This is a genomic window from Megasphaera sp. An286 (assembly GCF_002163455.1).
GTDB lineage: Bacteria > Bacillota > Negativicutes > Veillonellales > Megasphaeraceae > Megasphaera > Megasphaera stantonii.
This window is the reverse complement of record NZ_NFIY01000009.1, coordinates 1-18028: the sequence shown is the minus strand read 5'-3', so window position 1 is coordinate 18028 and position 18028 is coordinate 1. Positions and strand designations below refer to the sequence as shown.

At 54.5% G+C, this 18028-nt stretch carries 17 protein-coding genes and 5 tRNA genes; 21 read left to right on the top strand and 1 reads right to left on the bottom strand.

What is annotated here, in order from left to right:
• Positions 1-7 precede the first annotated feature (7 nt).
• The 15 genes from B5F80_RS05600 (at position 8) to B5F80_RS05530 (ending at position 16248) form a co-directional block, all read left to right on the top strand.
• Positions 8-937 carry a hypothetical protein gene (locus B5F80_RS05600; RefSeq protein WP_087477837.1) on the top strand — a complete coding sequence of 310 codons (930 nt, stop codon included), beginning with the start codon at positions 8-10 and terminating at the stop codon, positions 935-937.
• A 19-nt stretch (positions 938-956) separates the two neighbouring features.
• A complete protein-coding gene (locus B5F80_RS05595; protein ID WP_087477836.1) occupies positions 957-1376 on the top strand; it encodes an OmpH family outer membrane protein in 420 nt (139 codons plus the stop codon).
• A 15-nt stretch (positions 1377-1391) separates the two neighbouring features.
• Positions 1392-2420, top strand: coding sequence for a UDP-3-O-(3-hydroxymyristoyl)glucosamine N-acyltransferase (gene lpxD, locus B5F80_RS05590; protein WP_087477835.1), 1029 nt, complete (start codon positions 1392-1394; stop codon positions 2418-2420).
• A gap of 10 nt (positions 2421-2430) precedes the next feature.
• Positions 2431-3345: a lysophospholipid acyltransferase family protein gene (locus B5F80_RS05585; protein WP_087477834.1), complete on the top strand. Its 915-nt coding sequence runs from the start codon at positions 2431-2433 to the stop codon at positions 3343-3345.
• Positions 3346-3538: 193 nt separating this feature from the next.
• Positions 3539-4024 (top strand): histidine phosphatase family protein, encoded by a 486-nt coding sequence (locus tag B5F80_RS05580; protein WP_239386311.1) that lies wholly within the window; start codon positions 3539-3541, stop codon positions 4022-4024.
• Between the two features lie 26 nt (positions 4025-4050).
• On the top strand, positions 4051-4848 hold the full coding sequence (thiD, locus tag B5F80_RS05575; protein ID WP_087477832.1) for a bifunctional hydroxymethylpyrimidine kinase/phosphomethylpyrimidine kinase: 798 nt from the start codon (positions 4051-4053) through the stop codon (positions 4846-4848).
• A gap of 78 nt (positions 4849-4926) precedes the next feature.
• Complete coding sequence (locus B5F80_RS05570) at positions 4927-5832, top strand: hypothetical protein (RefSeq protein ID WP_087477831.1); 906 nt, start codon at positions 4927-4929, stop codon at positions 5830-5832.
• A gap of 381 nt (positions 5833-6213) precedes the next feature.
• On the top strand, positions 6214-7875 hold the full coding sequence (locus tag B5F80_RS05565) for a ribonuclease J (RefSeq protein WP_087477830.1): 1662 nt from the start codon (positions 6214-6216) through the stop codon (positions 7873-7875).
• Positions 7876-7962: 87 nt separating this feature from the next.
• On the top strand, positions 7963-8919 hold the full coding sequence (locus B5F80_RS05560; protein ID WP_087477829.1) for a YybS family protein: 957 nt from the start codon (positions 7963-7965) through the stop codon (positions 8917-8919).
• Between the two features lie 18 nt (positions 8920-8937).
• Positions 8938-10953, top strand: coding sequence for a DHH family phosphoesterase (locus B5F80_RS05555; RefSeq protein WP_087477828.1), 2016 nt, complete (start codon positions 8938-8940; stop codon positions 10951-10953).
• The gene (rplI, locus tag B5F80_RS05550) at positions 10950-11396 is read left to right on the top strand and encodes a 50S ribosomal protein L9 (RefSeq protein ID WP_087477827.1); all 447 of its coding nucleotides are present in this window, start codon (positions 10950-10952) and stop codon (positions 11394-11396) included. Before B5F80_RS05555 ends, rplI begins: the two co-directional genes overlap by 4 nt.
• A 26-nt stretch (positions 11397-11422) precedes the next feature.
• Positions 11423-13330 (top strand): Lon family ATP-dependent protease, encoded by a 1908-nt coding sequence (gene lonC, locus B5F80_RS05545; protein ID WP_087477826.1) that lies wholly within the window; start codon positions 11423-11425, stop codon positions 13328-13330.
• Between the two features lie 15 nt (positions 13331-13345).
• A complete protein-coding gene (gene dnaB, locus B5F80_RS05540; protein ID WP_087477825.1) occupies positions 13346-14680 on the top strand; it encodes a replicative DNA helicase in 1335 nt (444 codons plus the stop codon).
• A gap of 60 nt (positions 14681-14740) precedes the next feature.
• Entirely contained in the window at positions 14741-15691 is a 951-nt protein-coding gene (gene sppA, locus B5F80_RS05535) for a signal peptide peptidase SppA (protein ID WP_087477824.1), read from the top strand.
• Entirely contained in the window at positions 15688-16248 is a 561-nt protein-coding gene (locus B5F80_RS05530) for a YIP1 family protein (protein ID WP_087477823.1), read from the top strand. The genes sppA and B5F80_RS05530 overlap by 4 nt, the downstream gene beginning before the upstream one ends.
• On the opposite strand, the gene queG is transcribed toward B5F80_RS05530, so the two are convergent.
• Positions 16210-17130: a tRNA epoxyqueuosine(34) reductase QueG gene (queG, locus tag B5F80_RS05525; protein ID WP_233127974.1), complete on the bottom strand. Its 921-nt coding sequence runs from the start codon at positions 17128-17130 to the stop codon at positions 16210-16212. The two genes, B5F80_RS05530 and queG, sit on opposite strands and share 39 nt — an antisense overlap.
• Before the next feature lie 195 nt (positions 17131-17325).
• Here queG and B5F80_RS05520 point away from each other — a divergent pair.
• From B5F80_RS05520 to B5F80_RS05495, 6 genes are all read left to right on the top strand, one after another.
• Positions 17326-17401: transfer RNA gene (locus B5F80_RS05520), tRNA-Thr, on the top strand.
• Positions 17402-17406: 5 nt separating this feature from the next.
• Positions 17407-17492: transfer RNA gene (locus B5F80_RS05515), tRNA-Tyr, on the top strand.
• A gap of 6 nt (positions 17493-17498) precedes the next feature.
• A tRNA-Met gene (locus B5F80_RS05510) sits at positions 17499-17574 on the top strand.
• A 55-nt stretch (positions 17575-17629) separates the two neighbouring features.
• A tRNA-Thr gene (locus B5F80_RS05505) sits at positions 17630-17705 on the top strand.
• Positions 17706-17710: 5 nt separating this feature from the next.
• Positions 17711-17787: transfer RNA gene (locus tag B5F80_RS05500), tRNA-Met, on the top strand.
• A 135-nt stretch (positions 17788-17922) separates the two neighbouring features.
• Positions 17923-18028 (top strand): GTP-binding protein (locus tag B5F80_RS05495; RefSeq protein ID WP_141630439.1); only part of this gene is annotated, 106 nt, incomplete at its 3' end.

Below are 18028 nucleotides of genomic sequence, written 5' to 3'. Positions count from 1 at the left end.
AGATCTCATGAAGCGGATATATGCGGCAGTTATCGGCGCCGTCGTCATAGCCGCCTGCATAGTCGTAGGCTGGCGTGCGATGGAACAACGAAATCAGGTATCGGAGATAGGGCCGTCGTATGCCTATGTCGACCTGGAGCACGTGGTTATGAGTCATCCCAGATACAGCGAATATCATCGGCTGGAGCTGGAATACAACGCCATGGTTGCCCAATATCAGTTTGAGCAGTGGAACTACTCCCATAAGGCCGCGGCAGAAGGCATTGCGTCGCAGCAGTTTGCTGCTGTGGATGCTGCCGGGACGGCGGCGCTGAATCAGGAGCTGCAGGCCAAGGTGCTGCTGAAGGAACAGGAGTTAAATAACGGACTGAAGCAGCAGTACGACCGGATACTGCAGGAAAAGAGGAAATCACAGCCTATGATTTCGAATGCCGATTCGCTAAAAATCGTCAATTTGCAGCTGAAGTTGCAAAATCTGGTCTTGAGCCAGGAAGAACGGCAGGCCGCTGAAGCGGAGCTGGCGCAGCTGCTGAAATCGGCGGAACCTAGCGTAGTAATCAGCGGCGAAACGGCGGCGGAAATCGATAAGGAAATGGCTCCGTATCGGGAAAAGGCGCAGAAAGAGTTGGAAGAATACGCCAAGACCGTAAAAGGCGATTTGGAAAAACGCCGCGACGACAGCCGCAGCGCCTTCCAGTCACAGCTGAGCGCGCTGCAGGACCGGCCGGAGCCGGAAGAGTGGAACCGGCAGTGGAAAGAGAAACTGCAGGCTAAAGAAAAGAAAATGAAAGATGTCAAAGAGGCCATCCTGGCAGATATCAGGACAAGAGCCGCCGACGTCGCGCACGAGCAGGGCATAGAGATGATTTTCTGCGAATATGCCGGCGTGGGAACGGCGCGGGATGTTACCGACGATATTATTGCCAGATTAGGCTGATAGTAGGAGGATTTGTACGATGAAAACAATGTGGAAGCGGCTGACGGCTGCCGCGCTGTTAACCCTGTGCGTCGGCATGCTTGCCGGATGCGGCGGCGAAGACCGGGTCGGCGTCGTCGACTTGGAACGGGTGCGGAAGGAAGCGCCGCTCGTACAGAAATATAAAGAAAAAACGGAAGAAAAGCAAAAGTCCGTAACGGAGGAATTGCAGAAGGCGCAGAGCACGATGTCGGCTGAAGACTTCCAAAAGAAACAGCAGCAGTCGCAGCAGGAATTGAATATTTTTGCCGCCAGCATGCAGCGGCAGTTTATGTCGGATATTCAGACGAACTTGGGCGAAATAGCTAAAGAAAAAGAAGTGGGCATCGTCATGGTAAAAGAAGCCGTGCCTAACGGCGGCATCGACGTGACCGATGAGTTAATTGCAAAGCTGCAGTAAAAAGGAGTGTACATTGTGGAAAAAACAGTGCAAGAATTAGCAGAATTTTTGGGCGGAACTGTGATTGGCGACGGCAGCGCCGTGATTTCGGATATTAAAGGGTTGGCGGAAGCGGGGAAGCAGGATATTACCTTCGCCGTCGACCCCTATACGGAATATCTTCCTCAGGTCCACGCCGGCGCCGTTATGGTTGAAAAAGAAGTGCCTGCCGGCGACAATACCCTGGTGATCGTAGAAAATCCTCGCTTGGCTTTTTCCAAGCTCCTTGTGCTGTTTCATCCTCGCCAGTCTGTACAATCGGGCGTCCATCCTACGGCGATTGTCGATGAAAGCGCGTCTGTAGGGGCAAATGCCGCCATTATGGCGTACGCCGTTATCGGAAAGAACGTCAAGATCGGCGAAGACTGCATCATCTATCCCTACGTGTTCATTGGCGACAACGTTTCCATTGGTAACGGTACGACGATTTTCCCCGGCGCCGTTATCCATGAAAACTGCGTTCTGGGAGAACGCGACGTTATCCGGGCCCACGCCGTCATCGGCGGCGAAGGATTCGGCTTTGCTACGAAAGACGGCAAGCATACGCGCATTCCCCAAATCGGCAACGTCGAAATCGGAGACGACGTCGAAATCGGCGCCTGCACGTGTATTGACAACGCGACGCTTGGTTCGACAAAGGTAGCGGCGGGAACTAAAATCGACAACCTCGTCCACCTGGGCCATAACGTAGAAATCGGCGAAGATTGCTTTATTATCGCTCAGACGGGGATTGCCGGCAGCACGAAGGTCGGCCACCACGTTATTTTTGCCGGGCAAACGGGCTGCACGGGGCACGTTACGATTGGCGACAATGCTGTATTTGCCGGAAAATCAGGGATTACAGGAAATATGGAAGGCAATAAGGTTTACGCCGGATTCCCCGTCCGTCCGCACATCGAATGGAGCCGTACGCAGGCTTACATCAAACGTCTGCCTGAAATGGCCAAGACGATCAAGGCTCTGGAAAAGAAAATTGCCGAATTAGAAAAAAAGGCGGGAATGTAAGAGGCTGCCTATGTATACATTCATGAAATGTCTCAGCTTTCTGATTTGCCATATTCCTTTTTTCATGCGCCGCGGTTTGGGGGCGTTTTTCGGCGCCTTTTTCTGGACCTTTGTGCCGAAGAAGCGCAAAATCTTGGCGCGGGATCAAATCCTTGAATGCGGCCTTACGGCAGATGCCGGCGAAGCGATGGCGATCGCCAAAGCCAGTACGACGCGCTTCGGCCGTATGATCATCGAGGTGCTGTCCTATCCTGTGTATGACAAAGAGATTCTCGATAAAAAAATCGTGTTTCATGGCAAAGAATATCTCGACGAGCTCAAGGCGAGCGGTGAGGGCGCGATTTTTATGGCTTCCCATGCAGGGAACTGGGAGCTTCTCGGCGCGTATTTGGCGATGAGCGGCTATCCTCTCATATCGGTGGCGCAGCAGCAGGACAATAAGGGCTCGGATACGTTTATCAACGAATACCGGGCGATGATGAAGCAGCACGTTACGTATAAGACGGGCATCCGCGACATGGTACGTTTTTTGGCCAAGGGCCATTATATCGGCCTGCTCATGGACCAGGACCCGGGATATGCCGGCATCATGGTCAAGCTGTTCGGCCGGGATACACTGACGGCCGACGGCCCGGCGAAGCTGGCCGGCATACAAAACTATCCGATATTGTCTATTTTCATTCACGAAGACAGACCTTATCATTACGTCGTAGAAGCGCTGCCGCCGATTCGGCCTTATACGTCCGACACGCCGTTGTCGAAGGAAGAAAAGAAGCGGATCGTATATGACGTTACGCAGCAGCTGAACGATCGTCTGGAAGCACATATCCGCAAGTATCCCGACGAATGGTTCTGGCTTCACAATCGCTGGAAATGGACGAAACGGTATAAAGAGAAACAAAAGCTGAAAGAACAACAGAACTAGCTCATCTATTGGCGCTGCCGAAATGTAGGCGGCGCCAATTTTTACAGCTTTTTAACAATTTTGTCAGGGCAATATATATGCGTGCTGAATTATGGTATAATAAATAAAAATTAGGCGAGCCGCAGGAGCTCAAAGAAGCCGCGTAAAACAATGTACAGTGAAATACGCGGGAGCAAAGGAGAATTGACGAATCATGTATGTTTGTTTGATGCGTCATGGCAAAGCCGAGCCGTACCATGACGGAATGGACGATAAAAAGCGGGAACTGATTGAAAAGGGCAAGAAGCAGGCTGCGGCAATGCTCGACGCCGCCCGGCTGTGGTGGCCCGAAGGGACTACCGTCCTGTGGGCCAGCCCGTATATCCGCACGTGTCAAACGGCGGCGTTTTTTGATACGCGCATTCCCTATACTGCCTTTCATACCCATCCGGCCATTGCAGCCGGTGATCTGGACGCCGTCTATAAGGATATTCTGTGCGGGAGCGACGGGGATGTCGTGTGCATTGTCGGCCATTCGCCCTATTTAGAGCAATGGACTAAGGCATGGACCGGTCTGGATATACAGTTCAAAACGGGCAGCATGGCCTTGTTTGATTATGATCCCTTTGACAGCAACGGGGGCACGGCGTCGCTGCTCCTGTATATGAGCCCGAAGGCAGCAAAGCTGATAAAGAAATAATAGATAGTAATTAGGAGGTATAGCCTATGAAACACGTAGTATCGATTGCCGGGACGGACCCGTCCGGCGGGGCCGGAGCGGCGGCGGACTGCAAGACCTTTTGCGCCCATGGTTGTTATGCCATGAACGTCATAACGGCTGTCGTATCGCAGAACACGCAGGGCGTGCGGGGATATATGGACGTGACGCCGGAGATGATCGCATCGCAGATCGACGCCGTATTTGAAGATATAGAGGTAGACGCCGTGAAAATCGGTATGGTCAGCGTTCCCGAGACGATACGCATTATCGCCGGCAAGCTGCGCCAGTACAAGCCTCCCTTCGTCGTTGTCGACCCGGTCATGGTGGCGACGAGCGGCCATCGGCTACTGGCCGAAGAAGCAGAACAGACGCTGAAGGAGGAGTTGATTCCCCTGGCAGACGTACTGACGCCGAATATTCCCGAAGCGGAAGTGCTGACGGGACGTCATATTGCTGATTTTTCGTCTATGGAGCAGGCGGCCAAAGACATTGCAGCCTTAGGCGCGAAGGCCGTGCTGGTCAAAGGCGGCCACCGCGTAGAAGATGCGACGGACATCTTATACGACGGCGAAGGCTTCCATTATTTCAAAGGCCGCCGCGTCGAAAGCACGAGCACCCACGGCACGGGCTGCTCCTTGTCTAGCGCTATCGCTTCCAATCTGGCGAACGGCATGCATCTTGCCGACGCTGTCGCCGCAGCCAAGCAGTACGTCTTCGACGGTATCAGCCACGCCGAACCGATTGGAAAAGGCCACGGGCCTATCCATCATTTCTACAGCCTGTACCGCAAGGCGGGCATGTAGCTTCTGTGTTCAGGTTATTCCCCGGCAGTCCCTCGGCTTTTCCGGGAATAGTTATTATTGCGCAAGGAGGAATGAAATATGAATTTAAGAATGCGTGTAAAAAAGGCTCTTTGTACGGTCGCGGCCCTGGCTATGGCCAGCGGCGCGGCATTCGCGGCGTCTCCGTCGCAGGTATACGAAGAAGCGGCCCGCAATATGATGGCTGAACCGACAGGCGAATACGTCCTGCAGGTCAATATGGAAATGCCTTTTTTGGGCAATGTGTCCCTGACCAACACCATCGATATGCAGGCTGAACCCTTCCAGATGAAGAGCGAAGCTGTAGCGAAGGTCCTGAACAACACGAAGACCGTCCACAGTTATGTGGAACAGGACGGCGACGTACTGCACATCTACTATGAAGATTCGAAGGACGACAACGCGTGGAAAAAGGCAACCCGCAAATTAAAGAGCGCCGATCCCATTTCCAAGCGCTTCCATGGCGACCACAACGTCCTGGCCGGCGTGAAATCCGTAACGGCAGCCGGCAAGAATTCGTACGATGTCGTATATGACGCAAGCCGGCTGTACCGCGAAGGCGATAAGGAAAAATGGGCTGCCGACGGCTATAAGAAAGAACAGGCCGAAGGCTTTGCAAAGGTTCTCCAGGCCCTGCAGAAAACGGGCGACGTAACTGTCAATGTAACCGTCGATCCGAAGACCAAGCGGATTTCCAAGGTGACGATGCCTTTGACGCCGCAGATGCGCGCCGTTGCGCAGGAAGTATTGGCTGAAAGCGACGCGTCCGACGCGAACAAAGCCGTCATGGAACAGTTTATCAAGTACAGCGAAATTTCCATGACCATCGACTGCGCGCCCCTTCCGAAAGACGCCGATTTGACGGCTCCGAAAGAAGTCAAAGAAGCGGCCGTTCCGGGAACGATTCCGGGTTCCGACGACGCGGCGGAAGCCGATAAAGACGGCGCTGCAGCAGAAGCGGCCTAAGGGCGGCAAGAAGACATCTACATATGTTTTGGCACCAGGACCGTATGCGGTATCGTCGCTGCGGTCCTGCTGTTTTTTATGAAAACTGCGCAGATGCACGGCAGCAAAGGGGCAGATATATGAACCGGCGGCTGCGGCACTCTAAATTTTTCCTTAAATTGTAGAATTTTACAGTCATATTATTGACATAGGAAGAGAAATAACGGAAAATATGATAGAAGGGTAAGTCCATTATTGTTCGTTATATCTGAACGCAAGCATCTTTGATAAGACAGTTGGCATCGATTGCCTGCACGGGAGAATAGGTCGGCACAGGCCGACGGGCAATCCAATATACACAGTTAGAACGGATAAAATTTCATAGTACAGGAGGTAAAAAAATTGGCTAAGAAAGAAAAGCTGATGGTCATTCCATTGGGCGGCTTGGGCGAAATCGGCAAGAATATGACCGTAATCCAATACGGAAACGACATCATCGTGATTGACGCCGGACTGTCTTTCCCTGACGACGATATGTTTGGCATTGACCTCGTCATCCCTGACATGAGCTATTTGATTGAAAACAGGGACAAGGTGAGGGCCGTCGTCATTACGCATGGTCACGAAGACCATATCGGCAGTTTGGCATATTTGCTCAATGAAGTAAATGTTCCCGTTTACGCGACGAAATTAGTATGCGGCCTCATTGAAGGCAAATTGAAGGAAAATCACATTACGAATTACAAATTGAACGAGGTGCAGCACGGCGACGAAGTACAGATCGGCTGCATGAAAGTGGGCTTTATCCGAACCAATCACTCTATTCCCGATGCCAGCGCCCTGTATTTTAAGACGCCTGTAGGCACGATCGTCCATACGGGCGACTTTAAGATCGACCTGACTCCGGTGGATGGCCAGCCTATGGACATCCACAAGTTTGCCGACCTGGGCCGCCGCGGCGTACTGCTGCTCATGTCGGACAGCACGAACGCAGAACGGCCGGGCTACACCGAATCGGAAACGACCGTAGGCCACGCCTTCCGCAAGGCCTTCCGGGCTGCGACGGGACGCATTATTTTGGCGACCTTCGCTTCGAATATTTCCCGTATTCAGCAGGCGATCAATACGGCCGTGCAGTTTAAGCGCAAGGTGACCGTATTGGGCCGCAGCATGGTCAACAACGTGCAGATTGCCATTGAATTGGGGTATCTGAACGTGCCCGACGGCGTGCTCATCGAGCCCGACGAATTGGGACGTTATCCCGACGACCAGGTCCTGATCCTGACGACGGGCAGCCAGGGCGAGCCCATGGCCGGCTTATCCCGCATGGCCTCCAACAATCACCGCAGCGTCAGCATCATGCCGGGCGATACGGTCATCATTTCGGCGACGCCGATTCCGGGCAACGAAATGGGAGTAAGCCGGACCATTGACAACCTCATGAAGCTGGGCGCCAACGTCGTTGCCGGCCGGGATAAGAAGATTCACGTGTCGGGCCATGCCAGCCAGGAAGAATTGAAGCTCATGCTGGATTTGATCCGGCCGAAGTATTTTATTCCCGTTCACGGCGAATACCGCATGCTGAAGCAGCACGGCGATTTGGCGGTGCAGATGGGCGTCGAAAAAGATCATGTCCTCATTGGCGACAACGGGCAGATTTTCGAATTTTCCAACCGTTCCGGCAGTAAAGCCGGCCGGGTCAACGCCGGCCGCGTATTTGTCGACGGCCTCGGCGTCGGCGATGTCGGCAACATCGTCATCCGCGACCGCCAGCAATTAGCTATGGAAGGCGTCGTCATCGTCGTCATGACCTTGGCGAAGGGGACGAGCCACGCCTTGGCCGGACCGGATATCGTATCGAGAGGCTTTGTCTACGTCCGCGATTCGGAAGAGCTGATCAGCGAAGCTCACGACCGCGTCGCCGCCGTCCTCGAACGGTGCGAAGCCGGCAACATCCGCGAATGGGCGGTCATTAAGTCGCAGGTTCGCGATACGCTGAGCCGGTACTTGTATGAAAAGACGAAACGCCGGCCTATGATTTTGCCGATTATTATGGAAGTATAATGCAATACTGCGGAGACAGCGGAGGCCAGCGCGCCTCCGCTGTTTACTATGCAGGTAGAGATGCCTTTCTTGAAAGGAGATGATTCAGTGGAACAAAAGCGCATTACGCCTCTCACGACTGCCGGCTGTTTTGCCGCCGTCATGCTTATCCTGGCCCTTCTCAGCACCTTTATGCCCTTCTTTTCCTTTGTGGGGTACTTTATCATGCCTATTCCCATGACGATTATCTATATGAAATACGGCATGCGCCAGGCGCTGCTGCTCGGTGTCGTCGTAGGTATCCTCATGGGAATTTTCATCGATCCCCTGACGGCAGTTGCCCAGCTCATTACCTTTGCCTCTGTCGGCCTGGCTATCGGCGCCGGATTCCGCTATGAATGGGCGCCGGCCAAGATGCTGGCCTGCGTAGCGGCGGCCCTCATTGCCGCCACAGGCGTTCTTCTCGCACTTATGTATATTGTTCTCGACATCAATTTGCTGGCGGCGATTTACAGCGCCTTCGATACGGTCGTCGCCGATACGATCGCCCAGTATAAAACCAGCGGTATGTCCGATATCCAGCTGGCCGAGGCGCGGACGCAGCTGGAAGAAGTGCGGCGTCTTCTGCCGTCTATGCTTCCCATGTTTTTATGCCTGGCCATGGCGGTTATCGCCTATATTAACGTCAAAATTTCCCAGCTGGTGCTCGTTCGCTTAGGCTTTTCCATCAAGCCCTTTTTGCCGATTCGTTATTGGGAAATTTCGCGTGGTGTGATATACTTATATGTATTGGCATTGGTCATGAAATATTGGGGGACGACGCGGGATATCGAGTGGCTCAGCATCATCGGCGTCAACTTGAATCAAGTCGCCTTTTTCTTTATATGCATTCAGGGCCTGGCCTTCCTGTTTTATTTCCTCGACCGCCGGTTTCATATCAGCACGGGGTTGCAGGTGCTCATTATCATTTTGTTTTTTGTCATGCCCGTGTTTTCCTATGCGGCCTTTGCCGCCGGATTGATGGACATGCTTTTGAATTATCGCAAGAAACGCAATACGATGTGATGCCCAGGGGGAAGTCATATGCTGAAGGAAATGCTGTCAAGACGAAACGAGGAGCCCTTTTTCCTCATTACGGTCTTGCTGCTGATTATTATCGCCGTATATAATTGGGTCATAGCGCTGCTGGCGCTGATACTGATCATCGGGGCCTACGTGCTGACGCGGAAAAATACGAACGAGCGCAATCGGGAAATCAGTCAGTTTTTCGACGCCGTTTCCCAAAGCGTCGACCAGGCGTCGACCTACGCCGTGCAGAACCTGCCCATCGGCATAGCCATCGTCGATATGCAGTCCAGCCTGTGCTGGGCTAACAGCGTGTTCCGCGACTGGATCGGCGATATCGACAACGACCAGAAGCTGGATCATATTATGCCCAATTTAAATATCGATAAATTTTGGGGGAAATTCGGATACTTTTTCGAACATATCGATAAGCGGTATTACCGCGTCGTCTACAAGTATTTGCAGACGGAAGCGGCGGAAGACGACAACTACCTCATCTTGTATTTTGAAGATATTACGGACACGGAAACGCAGAAGATGAACTGTATTGCCTCCGTGCCGGTACTGTGCGATATTGAAATTGACAACATGGAAGAAGTCGCCAAGGGCATGACGTCGGTCCAGCAGACGACGCTGTGGACGAATGTCAACAACTGCCTGATCGACGAATTGACGTCGCTGGGAGCTTTCGTCCGTTCGTACGGCAACGAAAAGTACTTCGCCTGCCTGAGCCGCGAGGCCCTCGACGAACTGAAGAAGGATAATTTTTCCTTTCTCGAAAAAATCCGCATGATCCATACGGTCAACCGCATTCCCGTTACGCTCAGCATGGGCGTGGCGGCTTGCCCGAAGGATGTCGTGACCCAGGGCATGGTCAACTTCAACGAGCTGGCCGACAAGGCCCAGGCCGGGCTGGATCTGGCCTTGGGACGGGGCGGCGACCAGGTCGTCGTATATGAAGAAGACGGCTCGCCTCATTTTTACGGCGGCAAGACCCGGTCTGTCGAAAAGAATACCCGCGTCCGGGCCCGCGTCGTCGCCCAGGCGATACGCGAACTCATCGACACGAGCGATCTCGTCCTGGTCATGGGGCATGAACGGGAAGATTACGACAGCATCGGAGCTGCCGTCGGCGTGGCTCACATGGCCCGCATCATCGGCAAGCCCGTCCACATCGTCATCAGCAAGCAGACCGACGCCATCCGACGCCTGGAAACGCAGATACTCAACGTGCCGGCCTTTAAGGACTTGCTCATTTCGGCGGAAACGGCGGAAGAGCTGTGCAACAGCCAGACGCTGCTGTTTATCGTCGATACCCATCGGACGGACATGACCGTCGCGCCGGCCTTGATCGAACAGACGGAACGGCGCGTCGTCATCGACCATCACCGCCGCAGCTCCGACTTTATCAAGAAGCCCCTCCTGACGTATACGGAGCCGTCCAGCTCTTCGACGAGCGAGCTCGTCACGGAACTGCTCCAGTATTATCAGGAAGACGTAGAGCTGGAAAAAATCGAAGCGACGGCCCTGTATGCCGGCATTATCGTCGATACGAAAAACTTCGCCGTCCAGACCGGCGTCCGTACCTTTGACGCCGCAGCCTACCTGCGCCGCAGCGGCGCCGACCCGGAAATTGTGCGGGAGTTGTTCAGCTCCGACTTTACGACAGTCCGGGAAAAGGCGGCCATCTTATCGGAGGCGCGCATCGTAGACGGCGTGGCCATGGCTTCCTGCCCGAAGGGGACAAAGAACACGACCATTGTAGCGGCGCAAATCGCCGATATGCTTATCAATATAGACAACGTAAACGCCAGCTTTACGTTCTGCGAGCTTCCTGACGGCAATATCGGCGTCAGCGCCCGCTCCAAGGGAGATATTAACGTACAGCTCGTCATGGAAGCCTTAGGCGGCGGCGGCCATCGCACCGTCGCCGGCGCGCAGCTCAAAGAGCGTACTGTAGAAGAAGCGCAGCAGGACGTCATGACGGCCCTGCGGGACGTAATCAATAAAAATAAGGAGACTGAAAAAGAATGAAAGTAATATTATTGCAAGACGTAAAAAAATTGGGTAAAAAAGGTGAAATCATAGAAGTATCGGAAGGCTACGGCCGCAATTTCCTGCTGCCCCGCAAATTAGCTGCTCCGGGCACGTCGGAAAACATCAACGACGCGAAGCAGAAGCAGGCTGCGGCTAAGCATAAGGCCCAGGTAGCGTCCGACGAAGCCGTCGTCCTGGCCAGCCAGCTGAAGAAGGTAGAGCTGACGATTCCCGTAAAGGTCGGCGAAGGCGGAAAGGTATTCGGAGCGATTACGGGCAAAAATATCAGCGAAGCGGCGAAGGCCCAGTACGACATCGACATCGACAAGAAGAAAGTCGAAATCAAGGAACCCATTAAATCGCTGGGAACGTACGACGTCGTCATCCGCGTGCATCCGACCATTACGAGCGTCATCAAGGTTCATGTCGTAGAAGGATAAGCTGCGGCAAACTGTAAGGGGATACTATGAAAGAATTGCTTGATAAACTGTTACAGCGCCATAAGTATCTGGAACCGACGGCGGAGGAAGAGCTCCGCCGTCAGGTTAACGTGCTTTACGGCGCTTTTACTGGTCTTATAGGGGCGGAAAAGATGGTGCTCAGGGCCAGTAAATACGCCGCCCTGTCCTATGTTCATTCGGAAGACCCACGGCAGCGGCTGGTCGGCCTGCAGCGCCTCGTATATGAAAACGCGTCGTACGACCGCATCCCGAAGGACGACGAGGTCATCGACGTATTGAACGAGCTGGAAATCGTACTGGCTGAAATGCTGGCCCGCCAGGCTGTGGAAGAGCGGCTGGAAAAGAAGATTTCCCAGCGGATGGAAGAAAAGCAGCAGGAATACGTGCAGGAAATCAAGATGCAGATTATCAAGGAAGAACTGCACGATGTAGAGACGCCGCAGACGAAGCGCAAGCTGGCTGAACTGCAGAAGCTCGATACGATACAGCTGTCCGAATCGATTATGGAGCAAGTCCGTCCGAAAAAGCTCAGCGCCGTCGTCGGCCAGGAACGGGCCGTGGAAGCGATGCAGAGCAAGCTGGCTTCCGTGTACCCGCAGCATCTTTTGCTGTACGGACCGCCCGGCGTAGGCAAGACGACGGCGGCCCGCATCGTCCTGCAGGAGGCGAAAGGCCTTCCTTTTACGCCCTTCGGACCGGACGCGCCCTTTGTCGAAACGGACGGGACGACGCTGCGCTGGGATTCGCGCGATATGACCAATCCCCTCATCGGCTCGGTCCACGATCCCATTTATCAGGGCGCGCGCCGCGATTTGGCCGACACGGGGATTCCCGAACCCAAGCCGGGACTGGTGACGGAGGCCCACGGCGGCATCCTGTTCATCGACGAAATCGGCGAAATGGACCCTATGCTGCTGAACAAGCTGCTGAAGGTATTGGAAGATAAACGGGTGAAGTTCGAGTCGGCCTATTACGACGAAGAAGACCCGAACGTGCCTAAGTATATTAAGAAACTGTTTGCCGAAGGCGCGCCGGCCGATTTTATCCTCATCGGGGCGACGACGCGGAGCCCCTGGGAAATCAATCCGGCGATTCGCTCGCGCTGCGCCGAAATCTTTTTCGAGCCCCTCGTGCCGTCGGATATACAGACTATCGTAGAAAACGCGGCAAAGGAGCTGGGCGCAGTCTTGGAAGACGGCGCGGCGGCCCTTATCAGCACCTTTACGATCGAAGGGCGCAAAGCCGTCAATATTCTGGCCGACGCTTACGGCTTGGCCGTATATCGGGCCGGCCGCAAGGACGGCGTCGTCATCACGAAGGATCACATTCACCGCGTGTCCCAGATCAGCCGCCTCACGCCGTACGCCATGGAAAAGGCGAGCGACGTGCCGGCTGTGGGGAAAATATTCGGCCTCGGAGTTTCGGGATATTTAGGCTCGGCGATTGAAATCGAAGCCGTCGCCTTTCCCGCCCGCGAAGCCGGCAAGGGCTATTACCGCTTCAACGATACGGCCGGCTCAATGGCCAAGGACTCCATGTTCAACGCCGCCGCCGTAGTGCGCAGCGTGACGGGCAAGGAACTGTCCGATTACGACGTCAATATCAATTTTGTCGGCGGCGGGAACATCGACGGCCCGTCGGCAGGCTGCGCGATTACGACGGCCCTCATCTCGGCTATTACGCAGACGCCGATCCGACAGGATGTGGCCGTTACGGGCGAAATTTCCGTGCGGGGACAGGTAAAGCCCGTCGGCGGCGTATTTGAAAAGGCCTACGGCGCCTGCCAGGCCGGCATGAAGGCCATCGTCATTCCTAAGGACAATGGGCAGGATATTCCGGAACACCATCTGGATTTGGATATACGCTGCGCTGAAACGATTCAGGACGTATTGGATGTTATGTTTGTAAAGTAGGAGTGTGCATATACTATGGAGCAGCGGATTCCGCCGCAGAACGTAGAAGCGGAGCAGGCCGTGCTCGGCGCGATGATGCTGGAGCATAACGCCGTCGTAGCCGCCATGGAAAAGCTGCGGCCCGGCGATTTTTACAGGGAAGTGCATCGGACGATTTTCGAAGCCATGGAGCACCTGCACCATGACAACAAGGAAGTCGACGTCATCACCCTGCCGGAAGAGCTGCGGCGCATGAAGAAGCTCGACGACGTCGGCGGCCTGGAGTACATCCTCAGCCTGCCGAATTTGGTCGCGACGGCCGCGAATATCGAATATCACGCCAATATCGTGGCGGAAAAGGCCTTGGCCCGCAATATCATTACGACGTGCACCGAATTGACCTCGGAGGCTTACGACGGCGAGAAAGAGCCGGAGGATTTGCTGGACGACGCCGAACGGCGTATCTTACAGATTTCCGAGAGCAAGCGGCGGGGAGACTTCGCGCCTGTCGGCGTCGTCGTCGAAGAAACGCTGGACAAGATCACCAAGCTGTACGAAAATAAGGCGGGTATTACGGGCCTGCCTACGGGATTTCGCGATTTAGACCGCCTAACGTCGGGGCTGCAGCCGTCGGACTTAATCCTCGTCGCGGCTCGTCCGAGCATGGGGAAGACGGCCTTTACTTTGAATATCGCGCAGAACGTAGGCGTAAAGCAGCATAAGACCGTGGCCTTCTTTTCCCTGGAAATGTCTCAGGAACAGCTCGTACAGCGTCTGCTGTGCCAGATCGCCCACATCGATTCGCAGAAGCTGCGCACAGGCCAGCTCAACAGCGACGACGAGTGGACGAAGCTGACCGACGCCTGCGATAAATTGTATCAGGCGCCCATTTATATCGACGACACGCCGGGCATTTCCGTGACGGAGATGCGCTCCAAGGCTCGCCGTCTCAAGGCGGAACACGGCCTGGACCTGATCATCGTCGACTACCTGCAGCTCATGCAGGGGCGCAACTCCGAAAGCCGACAGCAGGAAATCTCCGAAATTTCCCGTTCGCTGAAGGCCCTGGCCCGGGAGCTTAAAGTGCCCCTCATCGCCCTGTCGCAGCTCAGCCGAAGCGTAGAAAGCCGGCAGGATAAGCGGCCTATGCTGAGCGACCTGCGCGAATCGGGCGCGCTGGAACAGGACGCCGATATCGTGTCGTTCTTATATCGCGAAGATTATTATGATAAGGAAACGGAAAACCAGCATATTACGGAAATCATACTGGCCAAGCACCGCAACGGCCCCGTCGGTTCTGTAAAGCTGTACTTCAAGGGCGAGTATACCTTATTCTTGAATTTGGATACGACCCATGAAGACCGTTTGTAATGCGTAAGGGATAGAGAGCCGCCGCTCTTGCGTCCCTTATTTTTGTATAGAGGAGGCCCTATGGAAAAGCAGAAAAAGATCCGCATTGCCGGCGTCGTTGCGGCAGTGCTGTTTATTGCCGTTGCCGCAGCCGGATCCCTGTCCCGCTCGGACAGCGTGCGGATGCTGTATCAGGAGCCGCGCGTAGCGGTTATCCGCGTCAATGGCCCGATTGTCGGCGGCGATGACGCCGACATGGCGTGGGGAAGCCCGTCTTCGACGACGTCAGGCGCGCTGATGCGCCAGTTCCGCAAGGCCAGGCAGGACGACAGCGTACAAGCTGTGCTGCTGCGCGTCAACAGCCCCGGCGGCAGCGCGGCGGCGACGCAGGAAGCGGCGGCAGAGCTGCAGAAGCTGAAGGATTCGGGTAAGCCCGTCGTCGTATCCATGGGCGATACGGCTGCGTCGGGGGCGTACTGGCTGGCGGCCTATGGAGATAAAATATACGCCAATCCTTCGACGATTACGGGAAGCATTGGCGTGTATATGTCGTATTATGATGTGCAGGGCCTGAGCGAAAAGCTGGGCGTACGAGAAGAAAAAATCAAATCGGGGCCCCATAAGGATATTTTCTCGCCCTTCCGCCCGATGACCGAAGAGGAACGGCGGCTGACCCAGAATATGGTCGACGATATGTACGAGCAGTTTGTCGCCGTCGTGGCCGAGCAGCGCCATATGGACGGCGAGAAGGTCCGCTCCCTGGCCGACGGCCGGGTGTTTACAGGCGTGCAGGCGAAGGAGGCGGGCCTCGTCGACGAGCTGGGGAATTACTACGATGCCTTGGGCTATGCTGGGACGCTGATTCACGCCGATCCGGACAAGGTGGCGACGGTGACGTACGACGACGCCTTCTCCTGGGATCAGCTGCTGTCCGGCCGGATAGCGGCGCCTTCTCTGGCTGAAGGGCTGTATGAAGCCGGGCAGAGGATTCCCTTCCCCCTCATGATATGGAAAGGAGGACGGCAGCAATGAGATATTACATTGAAGAAGCCTTAGCACTGGCCTACGGTATCGTCGTATCGCCTAAAGAAACGCTGGCTGTCATCGTGCCGGAGCAGCGCCTTCGCGAAGGAATCGTCATCTGGTCCCTTTCGGTGATGCTTTCTGTCGTGTCCGTATGGGTGCAGTGGCAGGATACGGCAGTATGGACGGCCATAGCTATGTACGGCGGAGCGGCCTTCTGTTTTGCCGCGCGCATCTTGCTGTATCATGGAGCCGCCCGCCTTCTCGGGCGAAACGGGTCTATGAAAAGCCTGGCGGCGGCCTTCTGCTTCACGGAAATCCCCCTCAACCTGGCGACCTTAGCCGGCAGCTTCGTATTCGTCGCGCCGGAACTGCTGGTGCAGGCCGTGTCGCTGGCGGCAGGCGTCTGGGCTTTGGTATTGGACGTATGGGCCGTCAAAGAAACGTACGCCATGGGAACGGGACGAAGTATTGCCGTCCTGCTGCTGCCCCTGGCCGCCGTGGCCGTCTTGGCTGCCTTCGTCTTGTTATACGTCGTCTTTGCCGTCGTTTCGATTTTTAGTTGATGCGGCGTCCTGCTTAGCCGCGTATTCCAGATTGCGGAGCAGCACTTTTTTGCCGCGCCAGGCAAAAGCCCGGTCGCCGAAAGCCTGCTGAAACTGTTTATTCGACAGCGATTCGATGTCTGAAGGGGAAAGCCGCGGCAGGCGGTCTTGGTAAAATTCCGGAAGAGGCGTCGCCTTGACGACGCTGTTGTGCGGACACGATTCCTGACATACGTCGCAGCCGAAGATGAGCGGCGTTTTTTCCATACATTGTATTTCTGGCAGCGTAAGGCTGCCTTTTTTTTGCGTAATATACGATTTGCAGCAGCTGTAATCGTAAGCGCCGCCGGAAAAACATTGTCCCGGACAGGCTGACTGACAGGCGCCGCAGTGGGAGCATTCCTGTTGCAGGGGCTGGTCCGGCGTGAAGGGCAGGGACGTGAGGACGCTGCCGATAAAGACGTAGGAGCCGTACGTATCGTTGATGAGGCAGCGATTGTCTCCGAAAAAGCCCAGGCCGGCCTGATAGGCCAGCCAGCGGTCCGACAGCGGGGACGTATCGACGACACAGCGCTGCTCGCTGCCGGGATATTGCCGCTGCAGATACGCGGCGATTTGCTCTAAATACGCGCGGACGACGGCGTGATAGTCTGCGCTCCGGCAATAGAGGGATAGATTGGCCTGTTCTGTCTGGGCCGTGTAATACGGAACTAAGACGACGATGACGGAACGGCACGACGGGAGAATGCGGCGCGGCTCGTATCGTTCGTCTCCTACGCCGGCGGCCAGCGGGCACGGCGGTTCTTCGGCATAGGGCGGCCGGGGCAAATCGGCTGGGGCGACGCCGGCGCAGTCCAGGCCGAGGGCAGCGGCAAACCGTTTCATATCTGTGCTGTCTATCATATAGAAGTATCCTCCAAAAAATTTGAATTTATCTCTTGCTTTTTTCTATAGAGTATAGTATACTATCTAAGTCAGCAGTTTTAAAGACTTCTTTAAAAGAAATGCTTTTGAAGAGAGTAAAAAAACTTCTGAAAAATGTCTTGACAGAATCGAGATTATCAAGTATAATTAATTACGTTCTGTGAGACAGGATACGCCGACATAGCTCAATTGGCAGAGCAACTGACTTGTAATCAGTAGGTTGTAGGTTCAAGTCCTATTGTCGGCTCCAGGTATGGTGGGGTTCCCGAGTGGCTAAAGGGAGCAGACTGTAAATCTGCCGGCGACTGCCTTCGAAGGTTCGAATCCTTCCCCCACCACCATATCATCGCGGGGTGGAGCAGTTGGTAGCTCGTCGGGCTCATAACCCGAAGGTCGTAGGTTCAAGTCCTGCCCCCGCTACCAAATTTTTACTGCAAGGCAGTAAAGAAAAACTGTATATATGCTTTGAACGGTGTAAGCTGTTGTAGCTCAGTCGGTAGAGCGTATCCTTGGTAAGGATAAGGTCACCGGTTCAATCCCGGTCAATAGCTCCAAACATGGCGGCTTAGCTCAGTTGGCTAGAGCATGCGGTTCATACCCGCAGTGTCCAGAGTTCGAATCTCCGAGCCGCCACCACATTTATAACCTCGTTTTACGAGGTTATTTCTATATGCAATACTATTTTTTCCTGAAAACAGAGCAAAAATGAGTATTGTGTGATAGAATACAATATAGATGGTAAATTTTTTCCTAAAGGAGGAAATCAGTAAAATGGCAAAAGAACATTACGAAAGAACCAAACCCCATGTTAACATCGGCACGATTGGTCACGTTGACCATGGCAAAACGACGTTGACGGCTGCTATTACGAAAGTAT

What these genes read in the sequence shown, in the direction of transcription:
- rplI (WP_087477827.1), top strand. Translation starts at nt 10,950, where the DNA reads ATGAAAGTAATATTATTGCAAGACGTAAAAAAATTGGGTAAAAAAGGT.
- B5F80_RS05600 (WP_087477837.1), top strand. Translation starts at nt 8, where the DNA reads ATGAAGCGGATATATGCGGCAGTTATCGGCGCCGTCGTCATAGCCGCC.
- B5F80_RS05570 (WP_087477831.1), top strand. Translation starts at nt 4,927, where the DNA reads ATGAATTTAAGAATGCGTGTAAAAAAGGCTCTTTGTACGGTCGCGGCC.
- dnaB (WP_087477825.1), top strand. Translation starts at nt 13,346, where the DNA reads ATGGAGCAGCGGATTCCGCCGCAGAACGTAGAAGCGGAGCAGGCCGTG.
- B5F80_RS05530 (WP_087477823.1), top strand. Translation starts at nt 15,688, where the DNA reads ATGAGATATTACATTGAAGAAGCCTTAGCACTGGCCTACGGTATCGTC.
- queG (WP_233127974.1), bottom strand. Translation starts at nt 17,130, where the DNA reads ATGATAGACAGCACAGATATGAAACGGTTTGCCGCTGCCCTCGGCCTG.
- lonC (WP_087477826.1), top strand. Translation starts at nt 11,423, where the DNA reads ATGAAAGAATTGCTTGATAAACTGTTACAGCGCCATAAGTATCTGGAA.
- B5F80_RS05555 (WP_087477828.1), top strand. Translation starts at nt 8,938, where the DNA reads ATGCTGAAGGAAATGCTGTCAAGACGAAACGAGGAGCCCTTTTTCCTC.
- thiD (WP_087477832.1), top strand. Translation starts at nt 4,051, where the DNA reads ATGAAACACGTAGTATCGATTGCCGGGACGGACCCGTCCGGCGGGGCC.
- B5F80_RS05585 (WP_087477834.1), top strand. Translation starts at nt 2,431, where the DNA reads ATGTATACATTCATGAAATGTCTCAGCTTTCTGATTTGCCATATTCCT.
- B5F80_RS05580 (WP_239386311.1), top strand. Translation starts at nt 3,539, where the DNA reads ATGTATGTTTGTTTGATGCGTCATGGCAAAGCCGAGCCGTACCATGAC.
- sppA (WP_087477824.1), top strand. Translation starts at nt 14,741, where the DNA reads ATGGAAAAGCAGAAAAAGATCCGCATTGCCGGCGTCGTTGCGGCAGTG.
- B5F80_RS05595 (WP_087477836.1), top strand. Translation starts at nt 957, where the DNA reads ATGAAAACAATGTGGAAGCGGCTGACGGCTGCCGCGCTGTTAACCCTG.